Raw genomic sequence first — 23221 nt, 5'->3', positions numbered from 1 at the left:
TGATTGACATGGCCAAGCGCATCGACGTCAGCGGACTCTCCGCGTTCTACGGCTCCCACCGGGCCATCGACGACATCTCGATGACCGTCGAGCCCCGTTCCGTGACGGCCTTCATCGGCCCGTCCGGCTGCGGCAAGTCGACCTTCCTGCGCACCCTGAACCGGATGCACGAGGTCACCCCCGGTGGCCGCGTCGAGGGCAAGGTGCTGCTGGACGACGAGAACCTGTACGGCTCGAACGTCGACCCCGTCGCCGTACGCCGTACGGTCGGCATGGTCTTCCAGCGCCCCAACCCGTTCCCGACGATGTCGATCTACGACAACGTCGCGGCCGGGCTGCGGCTGAACGGCAAGTACGGCAAGAGCCGGCTGAACGAGATCGTCGAGAAGTCCCTCAAGGGCGCGAACCTGTGGAACGAGGTCAAGGACCGGCTGAACAAGCCCGGGTCCGGCCTCTCCGGCGGTCAGCAGCAGCGCCTGTGCATCGCCCGCGCGATCGCGGTCGAGCCGGACGTCCTGCTGATGGACGAGCCGTGCTCGGCCCTGGACCCGATCTCGACCCTCGCCATCGAGGACCTGATCGGTGAGCTGAAGGAACGCTTCACCATCGTCATCGTGACGCACAACATGCAGCAGGCGGCGCGGGTGTCGGACCGTACGGCGTTCTTCAACCTGGCCGCCGTCGGCCAGCCCGGCAAGCTCATCGAGATCGACGAGACCGAGCGGATCTTCGCCAACCCGTCCGTACAGGCGACGGAGGACTACATCTCCGGCCGCTTCGGCTGACGGGACGGCGACGACGCGTCCTGCGGTGCTGCATGGCGGTGCCACCGCACGACGAAGGGCCCGCCCCCTCTCCCAAGGGGGCGGGCCCACTTGCGTGGCGACGTACGCGCGCACGGGCCGTCGCCGGCGGACACACGGCGACACCACGGCGGCGGCGCGCGGCACGACGGCGACAGCGCGCGACGCGGCCTGTCAGCCGAACGCCAGCCGGACCACCCAGAAACTGAGGGCCGCCACCAGTGCCGCCGCCGGCATCGTGATGAACCAGCCCAGAATGATGTTCTTCGCGACCCCCCAGCGCACCGCGTTCACCCGCTTCGTCGCCCCGACGCCCATGATCGCCGAGGTGATGACGTGCGTCGTGGAGATCGGCGCGTGGAACAGGAACGCCGAGCCGAACATGATCGAGGCGCCGGTCGTCTCCGCCGCGAACCCCTGCGGCGGGTCCAGCTCGATGATCTTCCGGCCGAGCGTGCGCATGATGCGCCAGCCACCCGCGTACGTACCGAGGGACAGCATCAGCGCGCAGACGATCTTCACCCAGATCGGGATCTCGTCGCCGGACTGCTCCACATCCGCGATGACCAGCGCCATCACCACGATACCCATCGTCTTCTGCGCGTCCTGCAAACCGTGTCCGAGCGCCATCCCGGCCGCCGACACGGTCTGGGCTATCCGGAATCCGCGCTTGGCCTTGTGCGGGTTGGTCCTGCGGAACAGCCACATGATCGCGACCATCACCAGGTAACCGGCGACCAGGCCGATGACCGGCGAGACGAACATCGGAATGACGATCTTCTCCAGCACCCCGGTCCAGATCACCTCGGTCCCGCCGGCCAGCGCGGCGCCCACCATGCCGCCGAACAGCGCGTGGGAGGACGAGGAGGGCAGCCCGAAGTACCAGGTGATCAGGTTCCAGACGACCGCGCCGACCAGCGCGGCGAAGAGGATGGCCATCCCCTTCTCACCGTGCGGCGTGGCGATCAGCCCCTCGCTCACGGTCTTGGCGACCCCCTGGCCGAGGAACGCGCCCGCCATGTTCATCACCGCCGCCATGGCGAGGGCGGCGCGCGGGGTCAGTGCCCGGGTGGACACCGAGGTCGCGATGGCGTTGGCGGAGTCGTGGAAGCCGTTGGTGTACGTGAAGCCGAGCGCGACCCCGATGGTCACGACCAGTGCGAAGGTGTCCACTGACGTCAGGACTCCTTGACCGCGATGGTCTCCACCGTGTTCGCGACGTGCTCGAACGCGTCCGCGGCCTCCTCCAGCACATCGACGATCTGCTTCAGCTTGAGCACGTCCATCGCGTCGTACTTGCCGTTGAAGAGGTGCGCCAGCAGCTTGCGGTGGATCTGGTCGGCCTGGTTCTCCAGCCGGTTGACCTCGATCCAGTACTCGGTGAGGTTGCTCATCGTCCGCAGGTGCGGCATGGCCTCGGCGGTCAGCTCGGCCGCCCTGGCCAGGACCTCGATCTGCTGCTCGACGCCCTTCGGCAGCTCCTCGATGTTGTAGAGGACGACGAGGTCGACGGCCTCCTCCATGAAGTCCATGATGTCGTCGAGCGAGGAGGCGAGGTTGTAGATGTCCTCGCGGTCGAACGGCGTGATGAAGGAGGAGTTGAGCTGATGGAAGATCGCGTGAGTGGCGTCATCTCCCGCGTGCTCCGCTGCCCGCATCCGCTCCGCGATCTCGGCCCGCGCGGAGGAATCCGCACCGAGGAGTTCCATCAGGAGCTTCGAGCCCGTGACGATGTTGTCCGCGGACGCGGCGAACATGTCGTAGAAGCTCGTCTCCCTGGGGGTCAGACGAAAACGCACGTGGGGTCCTCGGGTTACATGGGATTCGGTCAGGGTGATGCTAGGCGCATCATCCGGCCACAGCTAACCGGCATCCCAGTGTCGCCCATCGGCCACGGGCTCGACACAGGGCCCTGTACCAGACCGCACAAACCGGTACCCTATACCCAGGTGGGGTATAAACACCGGTATGACCGCCCTTTCGGGCTCACCAGGAACGCGGCACCACCGGGAGGACGCGATGACGACCACTGAAGCGGCCGGCGCGATGGCGGAGGACGCGCCTTCCGTGCCGACGGCGGGAGCGACCGTACCGGCCGGTACGCCCGACCCGGCCGGAGCGGCCGGAGCTGCCGGTTCCGCGGGATCGTCCGACGACGACGCCGGCGCCACGGACCACGACCACGGGGTGCACGGCTACCACAAACAGAAGGGCGAGCACCTCAAGCGGCTGCGCCGGATCGAGGGCCAGATCCGCGGACTCCAGCGGCTGGTCGACGAGGACGTCTACTGCATCGACATACTCACCCAGGTCTCGGCCTCCACCAAGGCCCTCCAGTCCTTCGCCCTCCAGCTCCTGGAGGAGCACCTGCGTCACTGCGTGGCGGACGCGGCCGTCAAGGGGGGCGACGAGATCGACGCGAAGGTGGACGAGGCGACCAAGGCGATCGCGCGCCTGCTCCGCACCTGAAAGTCCTCTGACCGCCGGAACGTCGCGGAAGCGACCGCCGGCGCTATTGGGCGGAAGCGCCGGCCGGGGGCATGGTCACAGCACCGTGGCCCCCGTGCCGGCGCGCTCACTCCCCGTGGGCCCCTGTCCGTCGAACGAGCCGGGCGGGACGGGAGGGACAGGACGAGACAGCCGCCACCCGGGGCGGCCCGGCCACCCCGGCCCGGCCGGGAAGCTCCGCTCCGGGGCGCTCGGCCGTCACGTTCAGTACCTCGTCGATACGGTCCGGACTCAGCCGTTCCCCGTCCGCGGCGGACGCCGCGATCATCAACTCCCCGCACAGCTCGATCTCGGCGAGGGCCACGTGGTCCTGGACGGTCGGCGTACGCAACGCACCCACGTGCTGTCACCTCTCCCTGCCGGTCTCGTCTCCAGCCTAGGGAGCGTGCTACGCGCGCGCATGGCACGTCCGGACCATTTCCGTCTTGGCCCTCGGGGGTTACGGCTTGATCCGTTCTTGCCGCCCCTTGCCCGGCGATGCGTCTACCCGCGTCCGCCACCGGCATCGGCGCAGGTACGGGCGTCTGTTCCGGGCCCCGCGCACGGCGGTGGCCGATGGTGTGCGCTCCCGCCCCGGCCGCCGCCCGCCGAAGGTCACATCTTGATCTCGCCGGCGAAGATGTCCTCCTCCGGCGGCAGCGCGACGGCGACGCCCACCCCGAACGCGTACAGCAGCGTGGTCGAGGCGACCTCGAACGTCCGCCCCTGGTTCACGTAGTTGAACCGGTGCCTGACCTTGCGCAGCCGCCCGGCCTCGTCCAGATAGGCGTCGAACGGCACCGCGTCCTCGCCGAACCCGTCCGCCGCGGCGGCCAGCGCCTCGCGCGCGTACGACGCCGCCGACTTCGCGGCCCGGCCGATGTCCGTGACGCCCCGGTAGTGCCGGACGCGCGTGCCGGCCAGGTCCTGCTCGCCGACGAAGGTGATGTCCCGGGCGCCGCGCAGCAGTTCGGCGGCGGTCAGCGGATCCGTCGCCCCGCCCGTGACCAGGTTCCCGTCTCGCAGGTCGGTCGAGTCGACCCGTACCCACTTGTCGGCGGGCACCCCGGCGCCCCGGTTCTTCATGTACAGGGCGGTGGGCGAGAGCAGTTCGGTGATGGGCCGGTGCTCGCTCGTGCCCGCCGGGTCCTTGGGCAGGACGACCCGGAGCCGCCCCATCCGCTTGGCGAAGTCGTAGCCGCCCTCGCCCCGGATCGTCACGCGCGTCCCGCCGGCCGCCATCTCCATGGACGTGCGGGCCCTGGAACTCCCGGCCGCGATCAGCACATCCGCCGCGCCGCGCACGGCCGCGGGGTCCCGGCCCGGCCGGTCGTCGGCCGAGGCGCCCGTGCTCGTGGAGCAGCCGGTGCCGGTGGCCACGACACCCGCCACGGCCACGGCGGCGAACGCCGCGCCTCTGCGTCTGTGCTCCCGCACCACCATCGCCTGCCAAACCCCCTGCAGTTGGCCGCCGCTTGTCCGAGTCCGCCCGTTCCCCATAACGACCGCCCGCGTCCCCCGTCACGCCGGGACGGATTCCGGCCGACCGTCGGGGTCAACGGCCGCCGCCCCGCCGGTACGGTGGAGGCGTGTGCGATACAGACACCCGCGAGCGCCGCACCGACATCCCCGAGCGCCGCGCCGGCACCACCCCCGGACCTGCCGGCACCGTCAGCTCCACCGACTCCCCCGGTCCCGCCGGACCCCTCGGCCCCCTCGGCCACACCGCCTCCACCGTCGAACGCGGCTCGTTCTGCCTGGCCCGCTGTTCGTGCGGCTGGTCGGGCCCCGCGCGCCGGGCGCGTGACCGGGCACGTACGGACGCGCGGGCGCACGCGGCGGCCGCTGCCGAGTCGGACACGGCAACGCCCTGACGGCCCGCGCACGCTGACGGCCCGGGCGCCGTGAGACCCCGCGCGGTACCGCGATGCCTGTCGCCCCTGTCGCCCCGTCGTGCGGTTGCCCCGTCGCGCTGTCGTCCCGTCGTGCTGACACCACTCGCGCACCACCAGGCCCGCTGTTCCCGCTGCTCCCGCCGTCCCCGCCGACCGCCGCCCCGCGTCCACCGATGACACGAAACACCGCCCGCCTGACGGAACCCGACGGCCCGCGCGTCTCGTCCCGTTTCCCAGGACGTCGACCGCGCGTTCCCCGGGGAAGGCCCTTCCCCGGCATCGCTCCTCAGGAGGTCGCCGCATGGAACGGCGCACGCTGCTCACGGCCGCGGCCGGAGCCCTCACGGCCACGACGGCGACCGCCTGCTCCGGCGGCTCCGGCGGTTCCGGCACGCACGGCGCCGATGGCGTCGACGGGAAGAGCACGCCGGACAGGACCGGCGCCTCCCCCTCGGCCGGGACAGGCGGTACGGCCGCCGCCTCCGGTTCCGCCCGGCCTGTCGGCGCCGCCGCCTGGAACGCCCTGGGCAAGGGCCTGGACGGTGAGCTCGTACGCCCCGACGACGCCGCGTACGCGACCGCGCGTCAGCTCTACAACACCCGGTTCGACGACCTGAAGCCCGCGGCGATCGCCTATGTCTCCGGCGAGGACGACATAAGGGAGTGCCTCGCCTTCGCCCGCTCCGGCGGCGTCCCCGTCTCCATCCGCGGCGGCGGCCACTCCTACGCGGGCTGGTCCAGCGGCAACGGCCGGCTCGTCATCGACGTCTCGCGCCTCGACGCGATCGACCGGGCCGGGCCGGACGCCGTCATCGGCGCGGGCGCCCGGCTCGGCGACGTCTACCGGACGCTCGCGCGCCGGGGCCGTACGATCCCCGCCGGTTCCTGCCCCACCGTCGGCATCGCCGGACTCACCCTCGGCGGCGGCCATGGGGTCGTATCCCGGGCGTACGGGCTGACCTGCGACAACCTGCTGTCCGCCACCCTCGTGACGGCCGACGGCAAGCGGCTGACCGCCGACTCCGAGCGGCACGCGGACCTCTTCTGGGCACTGCGCGGCGCCGGGAACGGCAACTTCGGCGTCGTCACCGAGCTGCGCTTCCGAACCCACCCGGCGCCCGAGGCCGTCACCGCGTTCGCCTCCTGGCCCTGGTCCAAGGCCGAGACCCTGGTCCGGGCGTGGCAGGCGTGGGGACCCGAGCAGCCGGACGAGATCTGGTCCTCGCTCCACCTGTCCGCCGGGCCCGGCGGCGTGGCCCCCACCGTCTCCCTCTCCGCCTTCTCGCTCGGCGGTGAGACGGAGCTGAAGAACGCCCTCGACCGGCTCGCCGACGGCCCCGGCGGTCCGGGGTCCGCGCGCTCGGTCTCGGTCCGCCGGCGCGGGTACGAGGAGGCGATGCGGCTGTTCGGCGGCTGCTCCGGGCTGAGCGACGAGCAGTGCCGGCTGCCCGGCACGACGCCCGGCCGGAGCCCTCGGGGAGCCCTGCGCCGCGAGACGTACGCGGGCACCTCGGACTTCTACGACCGGTCCCTGACGCCCGCGGGCGTACGCGCCCTGGTCTCCGCCACCGAGGAGTTCACCCGGCTCCCGGCCTACCGGGGCGGTGGCGGTTCGGTCATCCTCACGGCGCTGGGCGGCGCGATCAACCGCACGGACCCGGCCGCGACGGCCTTCGTGCACCGGCGCGCGCGGCTGCTGGCGCAGTACATCGCCTCCTGGCAGCCGGGAACCTCCGGCACGGCACACCAGGATTGGCTCAAAAACGCTCATACCTCGATGCGTCGGCACGCGTCCGGCCGGGCGTACCAGAACTACACCGACCCGAAACTGTCCGACTGGCGCTCGTCGTACTACGGGACGGCGGCGGACCGGCTGACGCGGCTGAAGAGGAGATACGACCCGGACCGGCTGTTCGACTTCCCGCAGGCGCTCTGACGGACGCGAGCGCGGACACGGATGCGGACGCGGACACGGACACGGACGCTCCGCGACAGGGCGGGGCGGCGGTCAGGGGCGGCGGGTGCGCGGAGCGGCCGGCCGGGGGCCGGGGCGCGGAGTGGTCGCTGTAGGCCGTACGGCCCACCGAGGTGGCCGTACGGACCGACGGGCGATGGCCTGTACATAGCCGACAGCGACCAGGCATCGGCCACCGACAGCCTCGGTTCCCGACCCTCAGACCTCAGACCCTCAGACCTCCAGGGGCGTCCTCATGCACCGCTTCACGCACCGGCTCGCGCACCCGCACCCCTCCCGCATAGCCACGCTCGGCACACTCGCCGTCGTCACCGCCACCACTCTTTTCGCCGTAATCGCCGACGCCGCACCGGAATCGGACCCACCGCCGGCCGGCCCACCCGGTCCGCTGGCCGGCGCACCGGCGGCCCCGCCCGCGGCGCCACGGGGCGCCACGGCCCCGCCGAGCCCGTCCGTGTCGGGGACGATCTCGTCGACGTCGCGGCCGAAACCGAGCCCGCCCCCGACGGGTACGGCCCCCGCCGCCGCACCCCCGTCCTCAGTGCCCCCGACCTCAGCGCCCGCCGCGCCCCGGTCCGCCGTGGCCTCCCCCGCGGGCCAGTTGCGAGCGACGCCCTCGGGCGCGGCACGGGGCGGCGCGGTTCACGGCACACGGCACGTGGCCGCCGGCCCACCGGACGAGGCCCGGGAGCAGACCGGCGCGGCGGAACTCACCCTGGCCGTCGGCGCCACCGCGGCGGCCTCCGCCGGCACGGTCCTCGTGGCGCGCCGCTACCGGCGCCGTGCCCCGTTGGACCACCACTGACCGGAAGAAACAGGGCGGCAGGGGAAGGCGCGGGCGCCACGGGCGCCGCCGACGCGGCGATCGCGCTTCTCTTCACGATCGCGGGGCTGTGCGGCGTGGCCGCCGTACTGCTGCACCTGTTCCCCCAGTGGTACGCGCCGCCTCCCGCGCGGCCGTCCTCCGCGTCCGCGCCCGCGGCCGAGCCCCGGCCCGTACGGGTGGCGGACGCGGGGTCCGCGCCGGTACGCCTGCGGATCCCGGTGCTCCGCCTCACCGCCGACGTCCTCCCGCTCGGGCTGGACGAGAACGGCTCGCTGGACGCACCGGGCTTCCGCGACGCGATGAAGGTCGGCTGGTACGCCCTGGGCCCGCGCCCCGGCGAGCCCGGCCCCGCCGTCCTGGTCGGCCACCGGGACGCCCCGGCCAACCCCGGTACGGTTCCCGTTCGCAACGGTCGCGACAACATCCGCAACGCGGTCTTCGCCAAGCTGGGCCGGCTGCGTCCGGGCGACCTGGTCGAGGCGGAGCGCGGTGACGGGCGGCGGCTGCCCTTCCGGGTGACGGCCGTGGAGACGTACCGGACGGGCGACTTCCCCACGGCGCGGGTCTACGGCCCGGTGCCGGACCCGCAGCTCCGGCTGATCACCTGCGGCGGGCTGATCGACGCGCACGGTCACTGGGATTCGAACGTGGTGGTGTCCGCGGTGCGGGAGGGGCCGTAGGGACGCCGGTCTGACCCGCTCGGCCGGGCGGTTCAGGCGCCCTCGGCGGTTCAGCGACCCACGCGCCCCAGGCAGGTCAGGCAGGTCAGGCAGGTCAGGCAGCGAGATTGTTGTCGTCGGGACGCGCCTCGGACACGTCGAGCGAACGAGCCCCGCCCTCGGCGACCGGGTCGAGCCGCCCCGTGTCGTGCGTACGGTCCCGGTCCGCCTCGCGCGCGGCCCGTGACCGTACGAACCAAGCGAGGCGCTCGGAGCGCGCGACCGCCCACATCAACGGCGTGAGCAGGGCGGTCGCGAGCGGCGTGAGCAGCAGCGCCACGGCCGTACCGAGCGCGAACCCGCCGATCACGTCCGTCGGGTAATGGACCCCCATGTAGATCCGGCAGAAGCCTTCGAGGAGCGCCAGGCCGATCGCGACGAGGCCGAACTTCCGGTGGACCACGAAGACGCCGACGCCGATGGCCATCGCCATCGTGGCGTGGTCGCTGACGAACGAGAAGTCCGTCTTCCCGTCCACCAGGACCTCCAGGCCCTTGTGGTCGACGAAGGGTCTGGGGCGCCCGACGAACCCCCGGATGGGGATGTTGATCAGCAGCGCGACGCCGGCGGCCAGGGGTGCCCAGACCAGCCCGGCGACGGCCGTGACCGAGTCCTCCGCCGACCCGCGCCGGCGCACACTCCACCAGCACCAGAGCGCGACGAGCACCATCGCGAGCATGATCCCGTACTCGCCGACGAACTCCATGACCCGGTCCGACCACGCCGGAGCGTCCTTGGCCAGGCCGTTGATGTCGTAGAGCAGGCCGACATCGGGGTTCGCCCCCTCCAGTGAGAGTCCAGCTGAGAGTCCAGCCATCTGCTGCGGCCCCTTGCCTTGTCACCCGCCGCGGCGCGTGCCCGCGCGCGGCTTCCACCAACCCCCGTGGTCGGTACGGAACATGCTGCTGGCTCTCCACCGCAGCTGTCGCTCAGGCAACGGCCTGTGCCCCATGAGCGTTCCACTCTCTACCGAACGATCACCATGACGTTATCGAAGAGTGACACATCGTCGCAGCTCAGAGCCTCGTTCCGAGGAAGGGTTCCGGCCACCGGCCGGGCGCCGCGCGTTTCCGCCGGCCCTCCCCCGACCGGTCGCCGGGGCAAAGACCCCTGGCCTCAGGCCCCGGGCCGGCTGCCGGGCAGATCGGTCGGCAGCGATTTCGCGCCGTCCTCGGTGACCCGGGTCGCCCCGAAGTAGTCCGGGGTGTCGATCTTGTCGAACCGGATCACGGCTCCTGTGTACGGCGCGTTGATCATGTATCCGCCGCCGACGTATATGCCCACGTGCCGGATGGCCCGTGAGTTGGTCAGATCGTCCGAGAAGAAGACGAGATCACCGGGGAGCAGTTCGTCCCGGGAGGGATGCTCCCCCGCGTTGTACTGGTCGTTGGCCACCCTGGGCAGCTCTATGCCCACCCTGCGGTACGCCGCCTGCGTCAGCCCGGAGCAGTCGAACCGTCCGCCCTGGGCGGCCGTGCCGTTCCCGCCCCACAGATACGGCGTCCCGAGCTTCTCCTGCGCGTAGGTGATGGCGCCGGCCGCCTGCCTGGACGGCTCGACCCCGGCGACGGGCGCGGCGAAGCTCTTCTCCAGCGTTCGGATGATCTTCACGTAGTTCTGCGTCTCGCGGTACGGCGGCACGCCCCCGTACTTGATGACGGCGTACGCGCCGGCGTTGTACGCGGCGAGCATGTTGCTGGTCTGGTCACCGGGCACGTCCTTGACGTAACCGGCGAGTTCGCAGTCGTACGTCGCGGCGGAGGGGATCGCGTCGGCGGGGTCCCAGATGTCCCGGTCCCCGTCCTTGTCCCCGTCTATCCCGTGCGCCTCCCAGGTCCCGGGGATGAACTGCCCGATGCCCTTGGCGTTGGCGGGGGACTGCGCGCTGGGGTTCCAGCCGCTCTCCTGGTACAGCTGCGCGGCGAGCAGGGCGGGGTTGATGGCGGGGCACAGGTTGCCCCACCGCTGCACGAGCGGCTGGTACGCGGCGGGCACGGCCCCCTTGGCCAGCCCCACCGCCCGGCCCCCGCCCCCGCCGGCCAGTCCGGCCGCGGCGGAATACGTACCGACCACCAGCAACGCGACGAACCCGACACAGGTCCCACAGACGGCGGAAGCCACAACCCATGCCTTACGCACCGTCAAACACCCTCCGGGTCCGGGGGACGCGCTCCGTCCTGCGCCAGTGTAGGCGGACAAGGCGCTGTTCAGCAGGGGTACTTGAAGGTGGCCGGGAAGGGCACGTCAGAGACCGCGCGCACCTTCGGACATACGCTCGCGCGCACGTGTAAGCCCCACCGGGGGAGGGGTACGAAGCGAAGGAGCGGGGACGGAAGCAGGAAACTCCGACCCTGGTCAGGGCGGTGACGCCGGTCATATGTGCGGGGATCGGGTAAAGAGAGCAGCCAAGCGGCATACGCGGGCGGTTCCATCAGCGAAGATAGAGCGGGACCTGTGCCATGGGGGCATAGGCGTGAACGACCCATACAGGGGCGGTGAGTTACATGTACCTGGCAGCCGAAAAAGGCGACATCACTACCATTATCGGTGGCATCGCCCCAAACTGGGGGCCCTTCGGGACACTGGGGAACGAGGCTCGGGTGATGATCGAGGTGGTGATGGCCGTCGCCATCCTCCTCTGCCTCGGGATCGCGATCTGGGGGGCGGCGAAGCAGCGCATCGGCGCGACGGCCCTCCGGGACACCTTCAGCGCGGAACAGGGCAAGGGACTGATCGTCGCGGGGCTGACCGGGGTCTTCATCATCGGCTCGCTGGGCACGCTCTTCACGATCGTGTACGGGATGGCGGTCTGAGCGAGCGGTTCGCGGTACGCGCGCGTTCCCGCCGCGGGAGCCGTACGGACCGTACGTACGCACCGCACCGTTCGCACCGCACCGCGTCCCGCCCGCACCGGCTGCCCATCCGCACCGAACTGTTCTCGCCCGGCACCGGCTGTCCGCGCCGGACCACCTCCAACACCACCCGCCCGTCGCGCCCAACGGCTGAGGTTGCGTCTCCCTGATGTCGAGTCACCACACCGCGCCCGCGCGGCAACCAGCACGGCTACCGTCGTACTACGCGGACCACGCGGGACCGGTGGCGGATCCGCATTCGGCTGAGGGAGCGTACGCGGCATGAGCTTCGGCGACGAGCACGGCTACGGGGGCGACCCGGGCCGCACGGAGGAGAGCTTCGGCGGCTCGGGCCAGACGCGTACCCGCCTGCCGGACAGAACCGGCGACGGCCACGGCACCCCCCGCCGCCCGGCCCGCTCCTCGCGGTCCCTGATCACCGTGGTCGGCGTGGTGGTCCTCCTCATCGCGGCCATCGCGTTCGCGAACCGAGGCGGCGGAGGCGGCGCGTCGGACGCCCCCAAGGACGCGTCGTCCCGCCCTGGCTCCGACTCCACGGCGGCGACGGGCGTCAAGCCGGTGACGGGCAAGAACGGTTCGATACCGTCGGGCTTCGCCCGGAACGAACAGGGCGCGGCGAGCGCGGCGGCCAACTACGCGGTGGCGCTCGGCTCCGACGGCATGTTCGACGCCGGCACCCGGCAGGAGATCATCCGCGCCACACACGACCCCGCCACGGCCGACAGTCTGCTGAGCAGGATGGAAGAGGCCTATTCGCCGTCCTTCTTCCAGAGCGTCGGGCTCAACGAGGACGGCACCGCGCCCACGGGTCTCACCTTCATCTCCCGGACCGTGCCGATCGGGACCAAGGTCACGGACATCAGCGGGGACGCGGCCACGGTCGAGGTCTGGTCGACCGGCCTCATGGGGCTCGCCGGGGAGGGCTCGACCAAGCCGGTGACGGAGAGCTGGTTCACCATCACGGAGAAGCTCAAGTGGATCGACGGTGACTGGAGGATCGCCTCGTCGACCCAGTCCCAAGGCCCCACGCCGGTCAGCGGCGGCGACCGAGCCTCCACAGCCGACGAGATCGCCAAGGCCGTTGAGGGATTTGGAGGCTTCACCTATGCCCGGTAGCCGACGGCTGTTCACCGGCCGCCCCCCGCACGCCGGCCGTCACCACGACGCGCCCCGCCGAACGTCAGGGGTGGCGGCCCCGCACCGCCTCCGCGCGGCCGCCCGCTCCGTATCCCTGTCCCTGACCGGAGCGTTCGCGATGGTCCTCGCCCTGTCCGCGCGCGCCGCCGCCGCTCCGATGGCCCCCGACCCGTCGCCCAGCCCCAGCGACAACGTGTGCGAGCTCATCCCCGGCAGGGCCAAGGACTACTGCGAGAGCGACGGAGGATCCTCCGGCACCTCGCGCACCAGCGGAGTCGACGACCCCGCCGGCGCCCTCGATCCCCTCTCCTCCCTCGCCCGCGGCTGCGCCGACGCCGCCGCGTGGATCGTCGGGAAGCTCAGCGACGCCGTGGAGTCGACCGCCAACGTCGACTTCACCAACGACGCCTTCCTGCGTCAGTACGCCGTCGTCTTCGCCGCCTCCACCATCCTCACCCTCGTCCTCTGGCTCCTCGCCGTCGCCAAGCGCGCCATCCGCGGCGTGCCGCTGACCACCGCGCTGTCCGAGGCCATCGGGTTCCTCTGGCTGACCGTCCTCGCCTCCGCCTTCACGCCGCTCATCCTCTACACCGTCGTCTCCGCGACCGACTCCGTCACGGAGGTCATCTCGACCGCCACCGGCGGCCAGACCGACGTCTTCTTCGGCGGCTTCGCCGAGGCCCTCAAGAAGGGGGAGGACATCGGCGGCGGGCCGATCATGCTGATCGTCGTCGCGCTCGTGTCGATCCTCGCCGCCGGGATCCTCTGGCTGGAGCTGGTGATCCGGGCCGCGCTGCTCTACGTCGGCGCGCTGCTCGGCACGGTCGTCTACGCCGGGCTCGTCGACAAGAACATGTGGGGCCACGTCCGCCGCTGGGCCGGCATCATGATCGCGGTCATTCTCGTCAAACCCGTCATCGTGATCGTCCTCGGCCTCGCGGGCGCGCTCTCCGCCGACGACGGACCCGACGCGTTCTCCGCCGTCGTCTCCGGACTCGCCATCATCCTGTTGGCGATCTTCGCCTCGGCGATGATCTACCGCTTCGTCCCCGGCTTCGGCGACGAGATCGCCGCCTCCCGCAGCAACCGCAAGCAGGCCACCGACGGGGCGAAGGCCGCCGCCGTCATCAGCTCTCCCGCCGCGCTGGTCTCCCAGGGCATCAAGGCCCACAGCGGCCGCGGCGGCCAGCAGCAGACGGGCAGCGGAGGCGGCGCCCGGCCCGCCAACGCGGTCTCCGGGGGTGTCGCCGCGCACAGCTCGCGCGGCGCCTCCGGCCCGGCCGGTGGCGGCGGCAGCCCCCTGCCGTCCGCGCCCCCGCCCCGTAGCAGTCCCACCGGCGGCACCCCGCACGGCTCCCGCGGGTCCGCGTCGAGCACCGGCAACAACAGCACAGGAGGTGGAGGGCGTTGACCACCCAGTCCCATCCGCTCGCTCCCCGCCGTACGTATCTCATCGGCCGCGCCCGGCCCAACGCGATCGTCGGCAAGAACCGTGAGACCGGCGAGATCGCCCTGATCATCGCGGGCGCGTTCCTCGGCATGATGTGCGGCCTGCTGGTGCCCGTACTGTCGTTGCGGATCGTGACGCTCACCGGATTCCCGGCGCTCGCGCTGGCCGCGGTGTACGTGCCGTACAAGCACCGCACGTTCTACAAGTGGTTCGAGATCAACCGCAGCTTCAAGCGCACCCTGCGCGCCGGCACCGCCTACCGCTCCGGGGCCATGGAGGCCGGTACGACGCTCGACGGCCGGGAGGTCGAGGTCGGCCCGCCGCCGGGCATCGGGCGGATCAACTGGCTGTCCGCGCCGTTCGGTCCGGACGAGATCGCCGTCCTGCTGCACGCCGACCGCCGTACCGTCACCGCCGCCATCGAGATCGAGGGCCCCGGCGTCGGGCTGCGCGACAGCGAGGACCAGGAGGCCCTGGTCGACCGGTTCGGCACGCTCCTCAAGCACGTCGCCAACGGCGACGGCTTCGTCACCCGCCTCCAGATGCTCGCCCGTACGCTGCCCGCCGACCCCGACGCGCACGCCAAGGACGTGGCCCAGCGCGGCGACTCCACCGCGCCCGCCTGGCTCCAGGACTCCTACGACCAGCTCCAGTCGATGGTCTCCACCTCCAGCGAGCAGCACCGCGCGTACCTGGTCGCCTGCATGCACTACACCCGCGAGCTGGCCGCCGAGGGCCAGGCCATGGCCCGCGCCGCGCGCGCGGCCGGCGGCCCGCGCAAGCTCGACCGCGACGCGGGGCTCGCCGTCGTGATGGCCCGTGAGCTCACCGACATCTGCGCCCGTCTCGCCGAGGCGGACATCCGGGTACGGCAGCCGCTCGGCCAGGCCCGGCTGGCCTCCCTCGTACACTCGATGTACGACCCCGACCACCCCATCGACCACATCCAGGCCATGACGAAACGCAACGCCTGGCCGGCCGAGCTGGACGCGATGGAACCGACGTACCTCCAGGCCAAGACGCGCGAGTCGGCCACGCGCGAGCCCTGGTGCCACTCCACCGCGTGGATCAAGGAATGGCCGTTGACCCCGGTCGGCGTGAACTTCCTCGCGCCGCTGCTCGTCCACACCCCGGACGTGATCCGTACGGTCTCGGTCGCCATGGATCTCGAACCCACCGAGATCGCCATCGAGCGGATGCTCACGGAGAAGACGAACGACGACGCGGAAGCCAGCCGCGCCGCCAAGATGAACCGCACCGTCGACCCCCGCGACGTCGCCGCCCACGGCCGGCTGGACCAGCGCGGCGAGGACCTCGCCAGCGGTGCGGCGGGCGTCAACCTCGTCGGGTACATCACGGTGTCGTCCAGGTCACCGGAGGCACTGGCCAGGGACAAACGGACGATCAGGGCCTCGGCCGGCAAGTCGTACCTGAAGCTGGAGTGGTGCGATCGTGAGCACCACCGGGCTTTCGTGAACACGTTGCCGTTCGCGACCGGTATCCGCCGGTAGCGGTTGCCGTGCCATAGCCGTACGCGTCGACCGTACCCGCGGCCACATCCGCGTCCGTATCCGTCGCGGAGGCCACCGGCCACTGCCCGACCGCCCGCCCCGTGGCCGGCCCGCCCGACCGACGACCCGCCCGACCTACCGCCCGCCTGACCGACCCGCCCGCCTGACCGACCAGCCGAAAGGGGCCTGCCGTGCGAGACCCGCTGTCCGTCCTCACGGACGCCTTCACCAGCTTCCTCTTCGGGAAGGTGGAGACCACCCGGCTGCCCGTCCGCACATCGACCGGCCAGGCCCAGGCCGTCTACCTGCCCACCGCGGCCCCCGGCCTCGGCGATTCCGGTGTGATCATCGGCCGCGAGGTCTACAGCGGCAAGGGCTACATCTACGACCCGTTCCAGCTGTACGGGCAGCAGCTCCCCGCCCCCCACTGGCTGGTCCTCGGCGAGTCAGGCAACGGCAAGTCGGCGCTGGAGAAGACCTACGTCCTGCGCCAGCTCCGGTTCCGCGACCGCCAGGTCGTCGTCCTCGACGCACAGGGCGAGGACGGCCACGGCGAGTGGAACCTGATCGCCGAGCAGCTGGGCATAACCCCCATCCGGCTCGACCCGGTGGCGGCGCTCGACGGCGGTATCCGCCTCAACCCCCTCGATCCGGCGATCACCACGACCGGGCAGCTCGCCCTGCTCCGTACGATCATCGAAGTCGCCATGGGCCACGGCCTGGACGAGCGCTCCGGCTTCGCCCTCAAGGTCGCGCACGCCTACGTCAACGCGACCATCGTCGAGCGCCAGCCCGTGCTGATGGACATCGTCGAGCAACTGCGCCACCCGGAGCCGGAGTCGGCCGAGGCGATGAACGTGGGCCTGGACGACGTACGGGCCTGGGGCCTGGACGTGGCGCTGGTGCTGGACCGGCTGGTGGACGGTGACCTGCGGGGCATGTTCGACGGGCCGACCACCGTCGGGATCGACCTGGACGCCCCGCTGATCGTCTTCGACCTTTCGCACATCGACCGCAACTCGATCGCGATGCCGATCCTGATGGCGATCGTCGGCGTCTGGCTGGAGCACACCTGGATCCGCCCCGACCGCAAGAAGCGCATCTTCCTGGTCGAGGAAGCCTGGCACATCATCAACTCGCCCTTCGTGGCACAGCTCTTCCAGCGGCTGCTGAAGTTCGGCCGGCGCCTCGGTCTGTCCTTCGTCGCCGTCGTGCACCACCTGTCCGACGTGGTCGACGGCGCGGCGGCCAAGGAGGCGGCCGCCATCCTCAAGATGGCCTCCACCCGCACGATCTACGCCCAGAAGGCGGACGAGGCCAGAGCGACGGGGCTCGTGCTGGGCCTGCCCCGCTGGGCGGTGGAGATCATTCCGACGCTCACCCCCGGTATCGCGGTCTGGGACGTCAACGGCAACGTCCAGGTCGTCAAGCACCTGGTGACCGAGGCGGAACGGCCGCTGGTCTTCACCGACCGGGCCATGACGGAGAGTTCGGGCCCGTCGGCCGCCGCAGGGGCCCCGGGGATGCCGGGAACACCGGGGACACCGGGTGCGCACCGACCGCAGGAGGCCAGGGGCCTGGGCGGTGACGGCCTGCCCGAGGACCTACGGGCCGCGGACTGGGAGGCGGAGCAGCGGACGGCCCTGCTGGAGCGGCAACGGAGGCTGAACGAGTCCACCGAGTCGACGGTGGCGTGAGATGGCGCGCCACCACGACGGCACCGGGCCCGGTGCCGGCTCCGCCGCCGACGGCCGGGGCGGGCGGCAAGGCGGCGGGGTGCCGGACGGGCTGCTGGTGGGCCTGCTGGGCTTCCTGCTCGGCCTGACGCTGCTGGTCTGGACGGCCACCGGTCTGGCGGGCCTGCTCACGCACGGCGGCTGGCCGGAGAACGTGACCTTCACCCGTACGCCGATGGCCATGCGCGAACTCGCGTCGGCCCCGCACGACCTGCCGGCGGCCTGGCCCGAGACCCCACCGGGAGAGCTGTCCGGATACGGGCTCTTCTGGGGCCTGTTGATAAGCCAGCTGATGGTGCTGACCGTGCTGACGGTGTTCGTCCTGGGCGTGACGGCCCGTTACCGCGTCGTACGGGCACGTCGCCGGGAACAGGCGGCCGCGGCGGCGATGACGCGGGGAAGACCGGCGAAGGCGGCGGAACCACCGCACGGGACGGCATGGGAGGCGGCGCCCGCCGCGCAGCCGACATGGCAGGGGCCGACGGGACCGGAGTCGGCGGGGACGGCGGGGACGGCGGGGCCGCGTACCGCCACCGACCCACCCACGACCGTCACCAGCGCCACGACCGCCTCCTCCGTGACCGGCGCGTCCGCCGCACCCTCCGCAAGTCCCGTGCCCCCCGTCACCCCCACATCCGTCGCACATCCAGCACCCCTCGTGCCCCCCGTGTCACACGTATCTCCCGTATCGCACACCACTCCTGGCGCCGCCATCCCTGCCGCGTCTCCCACGGCCTCTCCCTCCTCCGAGCCCTTCGGGAACGCCGCCTCCTTCCCGCCCCTGCCCGGTGTGCGCTACGGCGATGCCGCCGCCCGCCGTCCCACCGCCCTCCAGGCCGTGCTGGACGCCGCCGGCCCCGCCCTCGTCGTCACCTCCGACCCCACGCTCTGGGCGGAGACGAAGGACGCGCGGGCCAAGCTCGGCCCCGTGCTCCTCCACGACCCCGGCCACCGGTGCGACACGCCGGCCCGGCTCCACTGGTCTCCCGCCACCGGCTGCGAGGACCCCGGCGCGGCGGGCGAGCGCGCGGTCGCGCTGCTCGCCCCCGTACGCCCGCACGCCCTTCTCGACGCGGCCGTCGCCGACACCGCGGAGACCCTCCTGCGCTGCTGGCTGCACGCGGCGGCCGTGGACGGGCGGCCGTTCAAACAGGTGCACCGCTGGGCGCAGGGCACCGGGACGCGGGACGCCGTACGGATCCTGCGCACCCACCCCAAGGCGGCGTCGGGACTGGCGGGCCTGCTGGAGTCCGCGCTCACGGCCTATCCCGAACGGCGCGACCAGGCCCAGCAGCTGACGGCCCGTGCGCTGTCCGCGCTGTCCTCGGTCCACGTCCGGGAGGCCTGTACGACAAACCGAACCGATTCGCTCGCGTTGGATTCTTTCGCGCGCGAAGGGGGCACGCTTTATGTGGTGGGCGAGCCGATCGAGGATCCGCGCTCCCGCCCGGGTGCGATGCCGCTGCTCACCGCACTCGCCTCGTACGTGGTCGAGCACGGCCGCCGCATGGCCGCACGGTCATCTGACGGTCGGCTCGACCCACCAATGACGCTCGTCCTGGACGATGTCGCCGCCGTCGCCCCGCTCCCCCGCCTTCCGGAGCTGCTGGCCACCGGTCAGGACCGAGGCCTGCCGACGCTGGCCCTGCTCCGCTCCCGCCAACAGGCCAAGGACCGCTGGCCCCAGCACGACCTGCCGGAGCCGCCGCCCGTCCCGCCGACGTCCGCGGCGCCCCGCTGAACCACCGAGCACGCGTACGGCCCCCTGATCCCCCTCCGCGCCCGCCGTACTTCCCCGGTACTACGCCCCGTACGCACAACCCGACCGCGGTCCGACGATCCGCCCCGGCCCGCTGCCTACCGTCGAGGACATGACCAGCTCTTCCTCTCCCGGCATCATGGCGACGGGCCTCACCAAACGCTACGGCGACAGGACTGTGGTCGACGACCTCACCTTCACCGTCGGCCCCGGCACCGTCACCGGCTTCCTCGGTCCCAACGGCGCGGGCAAGTCCACCACCATGCGGATGCTCCTGGGCCTGGACGCGCCCACCCGGGGCCGCGCGACCATCGGCGGCCGGCCCTACGCCGCGCATCCCGCCCCGCTCCAGGAGGTCGGCGCCCTGCTGGAGGCGCGTTCCGTGCACCCCGGCCGCAGCGCCCACGACCACCTGCTGGCGCTCGCCCACACCCACGGGATCCCGCGTCGGCGCGTCGACGAGGTGCTGGAGCTGACCGGCCTGTCCGGGGTCGCCCGCCGCAGGGTGAAGGGCTTCTCCCTGGGCATGGGCCAACGCCTCGGCATCGCGGCGGCGCTGCTCGGCGACCCTGGGACGGTCATCCTCGACGAACCCGTCAACGGGCTCGACCCGGAGGGCGTCCTGTGGATCCGCAACCTGCTCAAGTCCCTCGCCGCGGAGGGCCGTACGGTCTTCGTCTCGTCCCACCTGATGAGCGAAATGGCGCTCACGGCGGACCACCTGGTCATCATCGGAGGCGGCAGGCTCCTCGCGGACACGTCGGTCACCGACTTCGTACGGGCGTCCGGGCAGGACTTCGTCACGGTCGTCACGCCGCAAGCCGCGCGCCTACGGGATCTCCTCGCCGCCCCAGGTGTGGAGATCGGCTCTTCGGGCAGCGCCGCGGCCGGAGCGCGGACGTCCGCGGAAGCGCTGGCGGAGACGCTCGAGATCCGCGGCATGGACGCCGCCCACATAGGCCGCACCGCCGCCGCCCACTCCGTTCCCCTCTTCGAACTCACCCCGCGGATCGCCTCGCTGGAGCAGGCGTTCATGGACCTCACACGCGACGCCGTCGAGTACCGGACGAGCACCGCCCTCGAAGGAGCCAAGGCATGAGCACGGGCACAGCAGGCACAGACAGCCCCACAGGCACAGGCACAGGCACGAGCGCGCCCCCCGGTACGGGCGAGGGCGCCGCCTTCCCGCTGCCGCGCCACCCCCGCACCTACGAGGTCACCCAGGCCCGCGTACTGCGCTCCGAGTGGCACAAGCTCTGGTCGGTGCGCTCGACCTGGATCACCCTGCTGACGGCGAGCGCGCTGACCCTCGCCATCGGTCTGACGATGGGGGCGACCTACGGGACAGAGGGCGACGACGCCGGCCTCGACACGGTCATCATGACCCTGATCGGCATCCAGCTCGCCCAGATCGCCTATGTCGTCCTGGGCATCCTCGTCACCGCGGGCGAGTACGGCACCGGCATGGTCCGCGCCTCGATGACCGCGGTGCCACGGCGCCTGCCGGCGCTGTGGGCCAAGGCCGCGGTCTTCGCGGCGGTGGTCCTCGCCGTCGCGCTCGCCACCGCGTTCGCCACCTTCCTGGGCGCACAGCTCTTCCTGGCCGGCACCGGTCAGCAGGCGTCCCTGGGCGACCCGGGGATCGCCCGCGGCCTGGCGGGCAACGCCGTGGGCCTGACCCTGCTGGGGCTGCTCGCCCTCGGCCTGGGCGCGTCGACCCGCTCGGTACCGGCCGCCATCGGCGCCGTCGTCGGCGGTGTCATGATCCTGCCCGAGGTGCTGGGGATGCTCCCGTACGACTTCGTGGGCAACGCCGTACGGTACTTCCCGATCCGCGCACTGGACGCCGTCACCTCGGCCCGGCCGATCCCGGACGCCGCGTCCCCGGGGGCCGCGCTGCTCGCGCTGGCGCTGTGGGCGGCCGGGTCGCTGGCGCTGGCGGCACTCACGCTCCGGCGACGCGACGTATGAACGACTCGGGGCCGTCGGCCTGGTCGGCGGGAGCCAGGCCGCTCACCGACCGCCTGAACCGCCTCTCCCTGCGTTCGCGGCGCTTCGACGACAGCCACCCGCTGGTGTGGGATCTCCTCCTCACCGGCTTCTTCGTGGTCGCCGCGCTCGTGGACGCCTCGGGCGGCTGGCGGAACACCACGTTCAACCAAGACGTCCCGGTGTGGCTCGTGTTCACCCTGAGCCTCGGCTTCTCCATACCGCTGTTCTGGCGGCGCCGCCACGCGCTCACCGTACTGCTGGCGCAGCTGCCGTGCGCGCTGGTGAACAGCTGGAGCGGCGCCCACCTCCAGGCGTCGCTCGTCCAGTTGGTCTCCGTCTACGGCATCGCCCTGCGGCTGCCGCTGCGCACGCTGGTGGCCTCGTACGTCCTGGTGACGATACCGATCGCGGTGGGCGCGACCCGTTTCCCCGTGGGCAGTTGGGACCAGCAGTTCGTACCGCAGCTCAACGGCTACCTGATCGTCGCGCTCATCGGCCTGGCCGTCCGCGCCCGGCGGGAGCACCTGGCCTCGCTCGTGGAACGAGCACGCCAACTGGAACTGGAACGCGACCAGCAGGCGCAGCTCGCCACCGCGGCCGAACGCGCCCGGATCGCCCGCGAGATGCACGACATCATCGGACACAACCTGTCCGTCATCACGGGCCTCGCGGACGGAGGCGCGTACGCGGCGGCCAAGTCACCCGAGCGCGCGGCCCAGGCGCTGGAGGCCATCGGCACTACGAGCCGCCAGGCACTCGCGGAGCTGCGCCGCCTCCTCGACGTACTGCGCGAGACCCCCACGGCGGCCGCCGATCCCAGGGCGGCCACCTCGGCCGGACTCGCTCCGCAGCCCGGTCTCTCGGACCTGGACCGCCTGGTCGAGGGCGCCAGAGCGGCCGGCCTGCCGATACGTTTCACGGTCGACGGCGCACCTCGGTCCGTACCGGCGGGCAGACAGCTCACGGTCTACCGGATCGTCCAGGAGGCGCTGACGAACACGCTCAAACACGCGGGCCCCTCCGCCACAGCCACGGTGGACGTCACCTACGGTCCCGAAGCGGTCTCGGTCTCGGTGACCGACACCGGCCGGGGCCGGGCCGTCGACACCCCGGTTCCGCCGACGGGCCGGGGGCTGACCGGAATGCGGGAGAGAACGGAACTGTACGGCGGCACACTGGAAGCCGGACCGCTGCCCGCGCCGGGCGTCGGCTGGCGGGTACGCCTCCACCTCCCGAAGGACACGGAAGAACAGTGACGACCGTCCTCATCGCCGACGACCAGCCCCTGCAACGTCTGGGCTTCCGCATGCTGCTGGAGAGCCAGGACGACATGACGGTGCTCGGCGAGGCCGGCAACGGCGCGGAAGCCGTGCGGCTCGCCGCCCGCCACCGTCCGGACGTCGTCCTGATGGACGTACGGATGCCGGGCATGGACGGCATCGAGGCCACCCGCAGGATCCTGGCGGCCGGGGAGCGTACCCGCGTCCTCGTCCTGACCACCTTCGACCTGGACGAGTACGCCTACGCGGGCCTACGGGCGGGAGCCAGCGGGTTCCTGGTCAAGGACGCGCTCCCGGAGGAGCTGCTGTCCGGTATCCGCGCCGTGGCGAGCGGGGACGCGGTGGTCGCCCCCGGTCTCACCCGCCGTCTGCTCGACGCGTACGTACGGCACTTGCCTGCCCCGGCAGCAGAGGCGACGGCCGACACCACCGAGCCCGCCGTCCTCGACGCCCGACTCGCCCCGCTGACGGAACGCGAACGAGAAGTCCTCACCGTCATCGGCAAGGGCTTGACGAACACGGAAATCGCCGAGCGCCTGCATCTCGCGGAATCTACGGTGAAGACGCATGTCTCACGGATTCTCGCCAAGACGGGTGCGAGGGACCGGGTGCAAGCGGTCATCCTCGCTTACGACACGGGCCTGGTGAAGGCGGACCGTCCGTAGCGGGCCGCGCCGTACCGTCCTGTAAACGCAGGTATGCCCCGCACCGAAGAAACCACAGGCTCCTTCAACACGGGGCATACCCACAACAATTGTTCGGCGGCGTCCTACTCTCC

22 protein-coding genes are annotated in these 23221 nt (G+C 71.9%); 16 read left to right on the top strand and 6 right to left on the bottom strand.

Annotated elements, in window-relative coordinates; translation table 11 throughout:
• The first annotated feature begins 8 nt into the window (after positions 1-8).
• The gene (pstB, locus tag IG02_RS0132645; protein ID WP_030756263.1) at positions 9-785 is read left to right on the top strand and encodes a phosphate ABC transporter ATP-binding protein PstB; all 777 of its coding nucleotides are present in this window, start codon (positions 9-11) and stop codon (positions 783-785) included.
• A 192-nt stretch (positions 786-977) separates the two neighbouring features.
• Here pstB and IG02_RS0132640 read toward each other — a convergent pair whose 3' ends face one another.
• On the bottom strand, positions 978-1976 hold the full coding sequence (locus tag IG02_RS0132640; RefSeq protein WP_030756260.1) for an inorganic phosphate transporter: 999 nt from the start codon (positions 1974-1976) through the stop codon (positions 978-980).
• Between the two features lie 5 nt (positions 1977-1981).
• Entirely contained in the window at positions 1982-2602 is a 621-nt protein-coding gene (locus tag IG02_RS0132635; protein WP_030756258.1) for a DUF47 domain-containing protein, read from the bottom strand.
• 220 nt (positions 2603-2822) lie between these two features.
• Between IG02_RS0132635 and IG02_RS43255 the strand changes: the two genes are divergently transcribed.
• Complete coding sequence (locus tag IG02_RS43255) at positions 2823-3272, top strand: metal-sensitive transcriptional regulator (protein WP_030756256.1); 450 nt, start codon at positions 2823-2825, stop codon at positions 3270-3272.
• 106 nt (positions 3273-3378) lie between these two features.
• Here the strand turns inward: IG02_RS43255 and IG02_RS37195 are convergent, their stop codons facing one another.
• Both IG02_RS37195 and IG02_RS0132620 read right to left on the bottom strand, forming a co-directional pair.
• The gene (locus tag IG02_RS37195) at positions 3379-3651 is read right to left on the bottom strand and encodes a hypothetical protein (protein WP_037804982.1); all 273 of its coding nucleotides are present in this window, start codon (positions 3649-3651) and stop codon (positions 3379-3381) included.
• Between the two features lie 254 nt (positions 3652-3905).
• Complete coding sequence (locus tag IG02_RS0132620; RefSeq protein ID WP_030756253.1) at positions 3906-4733, bottom strand: hypothetical protein; 828 nt, start codon at positions 4731-4733, stop codon at positions 3906-3908.
• 146 nt (positions 4734-4879) lie between these two features.
• Here IG02_RS0132620 and IG02_RS0132615 point away from each other — a divergent pair, with 146 nt between their 5' ends.
• From IG02_RS0132615 to IG02_RS41860, 4 genes are all read left to right on the top strand, one after another.
• Positions 4880-5164, top strand: a complete 285-nt coding sequence (locus IG02_RS0132615) for a hypothetical protein (RefSeq protein ID WP_107055760.1) — start codon at positions 4880-4882, stop codon at positions 5162-5164.
• 322 nt (positions 5165-5486) lie between these two features.
• The gene (locus IG02_RS0132610) at positions 5487-7121 is read left to right on the top strand and encodes an FAD-binding oxidoreductase (RefSeq protein WP_030756247.1); all 1635 of its coding nucleotides are present in this window, start codon (positions 5487-5489) and stop codon (positions 7119-7121) included.
• A 697-nt stretch (positions 7122-7818) separates the two neighbouring features.
• Complete coding sequence (locus IG02_RS41865; protein WP_158712415.1) at positions 7819-7965, top strand: hypothetical protein; 147 nt, start codon at positions 7819-7821, stop codon at positions 7963-7965.
• 95 nt (positions 7966-8060) lie between these two features.
• Positions 8061-8666, top strand: coding sequence for a sortase domain-bontaining protein (locus IG02_RS41860; RefSeq protein ID WP_051766042.1), 606 nt, complete (start codon positions 8061-8063; stop codon positions 8664-8666).
• A 94-nt stretch (positions 8667-8760) separates the two neighbouring features.
• Here IG02_RS41860 and IG02_RS0132595 read toward each other — a convergent pair whose 3' ends face one another.
• Both IG02_RS0132595 and IG02_RS0132590 read right to left on the bottom strand, forming a co-directional pair.
• Entirely contained in the window at positions 8761-9522 is a 762-nt protein-coding gene (locus tag IG02_RS0132595; protein ID WP_078855019.1) for a phosphatase PAP2 family protein, read from the bottom strand.
• Between the two features lie 299 nt (positions 9523-9821).
• A complete protein-coding gene (locus tag IG02_RS0132590; protein WP_051766041.1) occupies positions 9822-10844 on the bottom strand; it encodes an NlpC/P60 family protein in 1023 nt (340 codons plus the stop codon).
• Positions 10845-11209: 365 nt separating this feature from the next.
• Here IG02_RS0132590 and IG02_RS0132585 point away from each other — a divergent pair, with 365 nt between their 5' ends.
• From IG02_RS0132585 to IG02_RS0132540, 10 genes are all read left to right on the top strand, one after another.
• A complete protein-coding gene (locus IG02_RS0132585) occupies positions 11210-11518 on the top strand; it encodes a hypothetical protein (protein WP_003985768.1) in 309 nt (102 codons plus the stop codon).
• A gap of 321 nt (positions 11519-11839) precedes the next feature.
• Positions 11840-12694: a hypothetical protein gene (locus tag IG02_RS0132580; protein ID WP_030756229.1), complete on the top strand. Its 855-nt coding sequence runs from the start codon at positions 11840-11842 to the stop codon at positions 12692-12694.
• Positions 12695-12833: 139 nt separating this feature from the next.
• Positions 12834-14126 carry a hypothetical protein gene (locus IG02_RS0132575; protein ID WP_030756227.1) on the top strand — a complete coding sequence of 431 codons (1293 nt, stop codon included), beginning with the start codon at positions 12834-12836 and terminating at the stop codon, positions 14124-14126.
• Positions 14123-15676: an SCO6880 family protein gene (locus IG02_RS0132570; RefSeq protein ID WP_030756225.1), complete on the top strand. Its 1554-nt coding sequence runs from the start codon at positions 14123-14125 to the stop codon at positions 15674-15676. Before IG02_RS0132575 ends, IG02_RS0132570 begins: the two co-directional genes overlap by 4 nt.
• Positions 15677-15867: 191 nt before the next feature.
• Positions 15868-17373, top strand: coding sequence for an ATP-binding protein (locus IG02_RS0132565; protein ID WP_030756223.1), 1506 nt, complete (start codon positions 15868-15870; stop codon positions 17371-17373).
• A 1-nt stretch (position 17374) separates the two neighbouring features.
• Positions 17375-19153 (top strand): type IV secretory system conjugative DNA transfer family protein, encoded by a 1779-nt coding sequence (locus IG02_RS0132560; protein WP_051766039.1) that lies wholly within the window; start codon positions 17375-17377, stop codon positions 19151-19153.
• A 130-nt stretch (positions 19154-19283) separates the two neighbouring features.
• A complete protein-coding gene (locus IG02_RS0132555; protein WP_030756219.1) occupies positions 19284-20270 on the top strand; it encodes an ABC transporter ATP-binding protein in 987 nt (328 codons plus the stop codon).
• A complete protein-coding gene (locus IG02_RS0132550) occupies positions 20267-21142 on the top strand; it encodes an ABC transporter permease (RefSeq protein WP_234314999.1) in 876 nt (291 codons plus the stop codon). Before IG02_RS0132555 ends, IG02_RS0132550 begins: the two co-directional genes overlap by 4 nt.
• Positions 21139-22419 (top strand): sensor histidine kinase, encoded by a 1281-nt coding sequence (locus tag IG02_RS0132545; protein ID WP_030756213.1) that lies wholly within the window; start codon positions 21139-21141, stop codon positions 22417-22419. The genes IG02_RS0132550 and IG02_RS0132545 overlap by 4 nt, the downstream gene beginning before the upstream one ends.
• On the top strand, positions 22416-23108 hold the full coding sequence (locus tag IG02_RS0132540) for a response regulator (RefSeq protein WP_030756210.1): 693 nt from the start codon (positions 22416-22418) through the stop codon (positions 23106-23108). Before IG02_RS0132545 ends, IG02_RS0132540 begins: the two co-directional genes overlap by 4 nt.
• The last annotated feature ends 113 nt before the right edge of the window (positions 23109-23221 follow it).

The organism is Streptomyces sp. NRRL F-5135, from assembly GCF_000719775.1.
Taxonomy (GTDB): domain Bacteria; phylum Actinomycetota; class Actinomycetes; order Streptomycetales; family Streptomycetaceae; genus Streptomyces; species Streptomyces hebeiensis.
Note: the sequence above shows the minus strand (reverse complement) of the source record. Positions and strands in the feature narration are given on the sequence as shown.

What these genes read in the sequence shown, in the direction of transcription:
- pstB (WP_030756263.1), top strand. Translation starts at nt 9, where the DNA reads ATGGCCAAGCGCATCGACGTCAGCGGACTCTCCGCGTTCTACGGCTCC.
- IG02_RS43255 (WP_030756256.1), top strand. Translation starts at nt 2,823, where the DNA reads ATGACGACCACTGAAGCGGCCGGCGCGATGGCGGAGGACGCGCCTTCC.
- IG02_RS0132620 (WP_030756253.1), bottom strand. Translation starts at nt 4,733, where the DNA reads ATGGTGGTGCGGGAGCACAGACGCAGAGGCGCGGCGTTCGCCGCCGTG.
- IG02_RS0132610 (WP_030756247.1), top strand. Translation starts at nt 5,487, where the DNA reads ATGGAACGGCGCACGCTGCTCACGGCCGCGGCCGGAGCCCTCACGGCC.
- IG02_RS0132595 (WP_078855019.1), bottom strand. Translation starts at nt 9,522, where the DNA reads ATGGCTGGACTCTCAGCTGGACTCTCACTGGAGGGGGCGAACCCCGAT.
- IG02_RS0132585 (WP_003985768.1), top strand. Translation starts at nt 11,210, where the DNA reads ATGTACCTGGCAGCCGAAAAAGGCGACATCACTACCATTATCGGTGGC.
- IG02_RS0132580 (WP_030756229.1), top strand. Translation starts at nt 11,840, where the DNA reads ATGAGCTTCGGCGACGAGCACGGCTACGGGGGCGACCCGGGCCGCACG.
- IG02_RS0132575 (WP_030756227.1), top strand. Translation starts at nt 12,834, where the DNA reads ATGGTCCTCGCCCTGTCCGCGCGCGCCGCCGCCGCTCCGATGGCCCCC.
- IG02_RS0132560 (WP_051766039.1), top strand. Translation starts at nt 17,375, where the DNA reads ATGGCGCGCCACCACGACGGCACCGGGCCCGGTGCCGGCTCCGCCGCC.
- IG02_RS0132555 (WP_030756219.1), top strand. Translation starts at nt 19,284, where the DNA reads ATGACCAGCTCTTCCTCTCCCGGCATCATGGCGACGGGCCTCACCAAA.
- IG02_RS0132550 (WP_234314999.1), top strand. Translation starts at nt 20,267, where the DNA reads ATGAGCACGGGCACAGCAGGCACAGACAGCCCCACAGGCACAGGCACA.
- IG02_RS0132545 (WP_030756213.1), top strand. Translation starts at nt 21,139, where the DNA reads ATGAACGACTCGGGGCCGTCGGCCTGGTCGGCGGGAGCCAGGCCGCTC.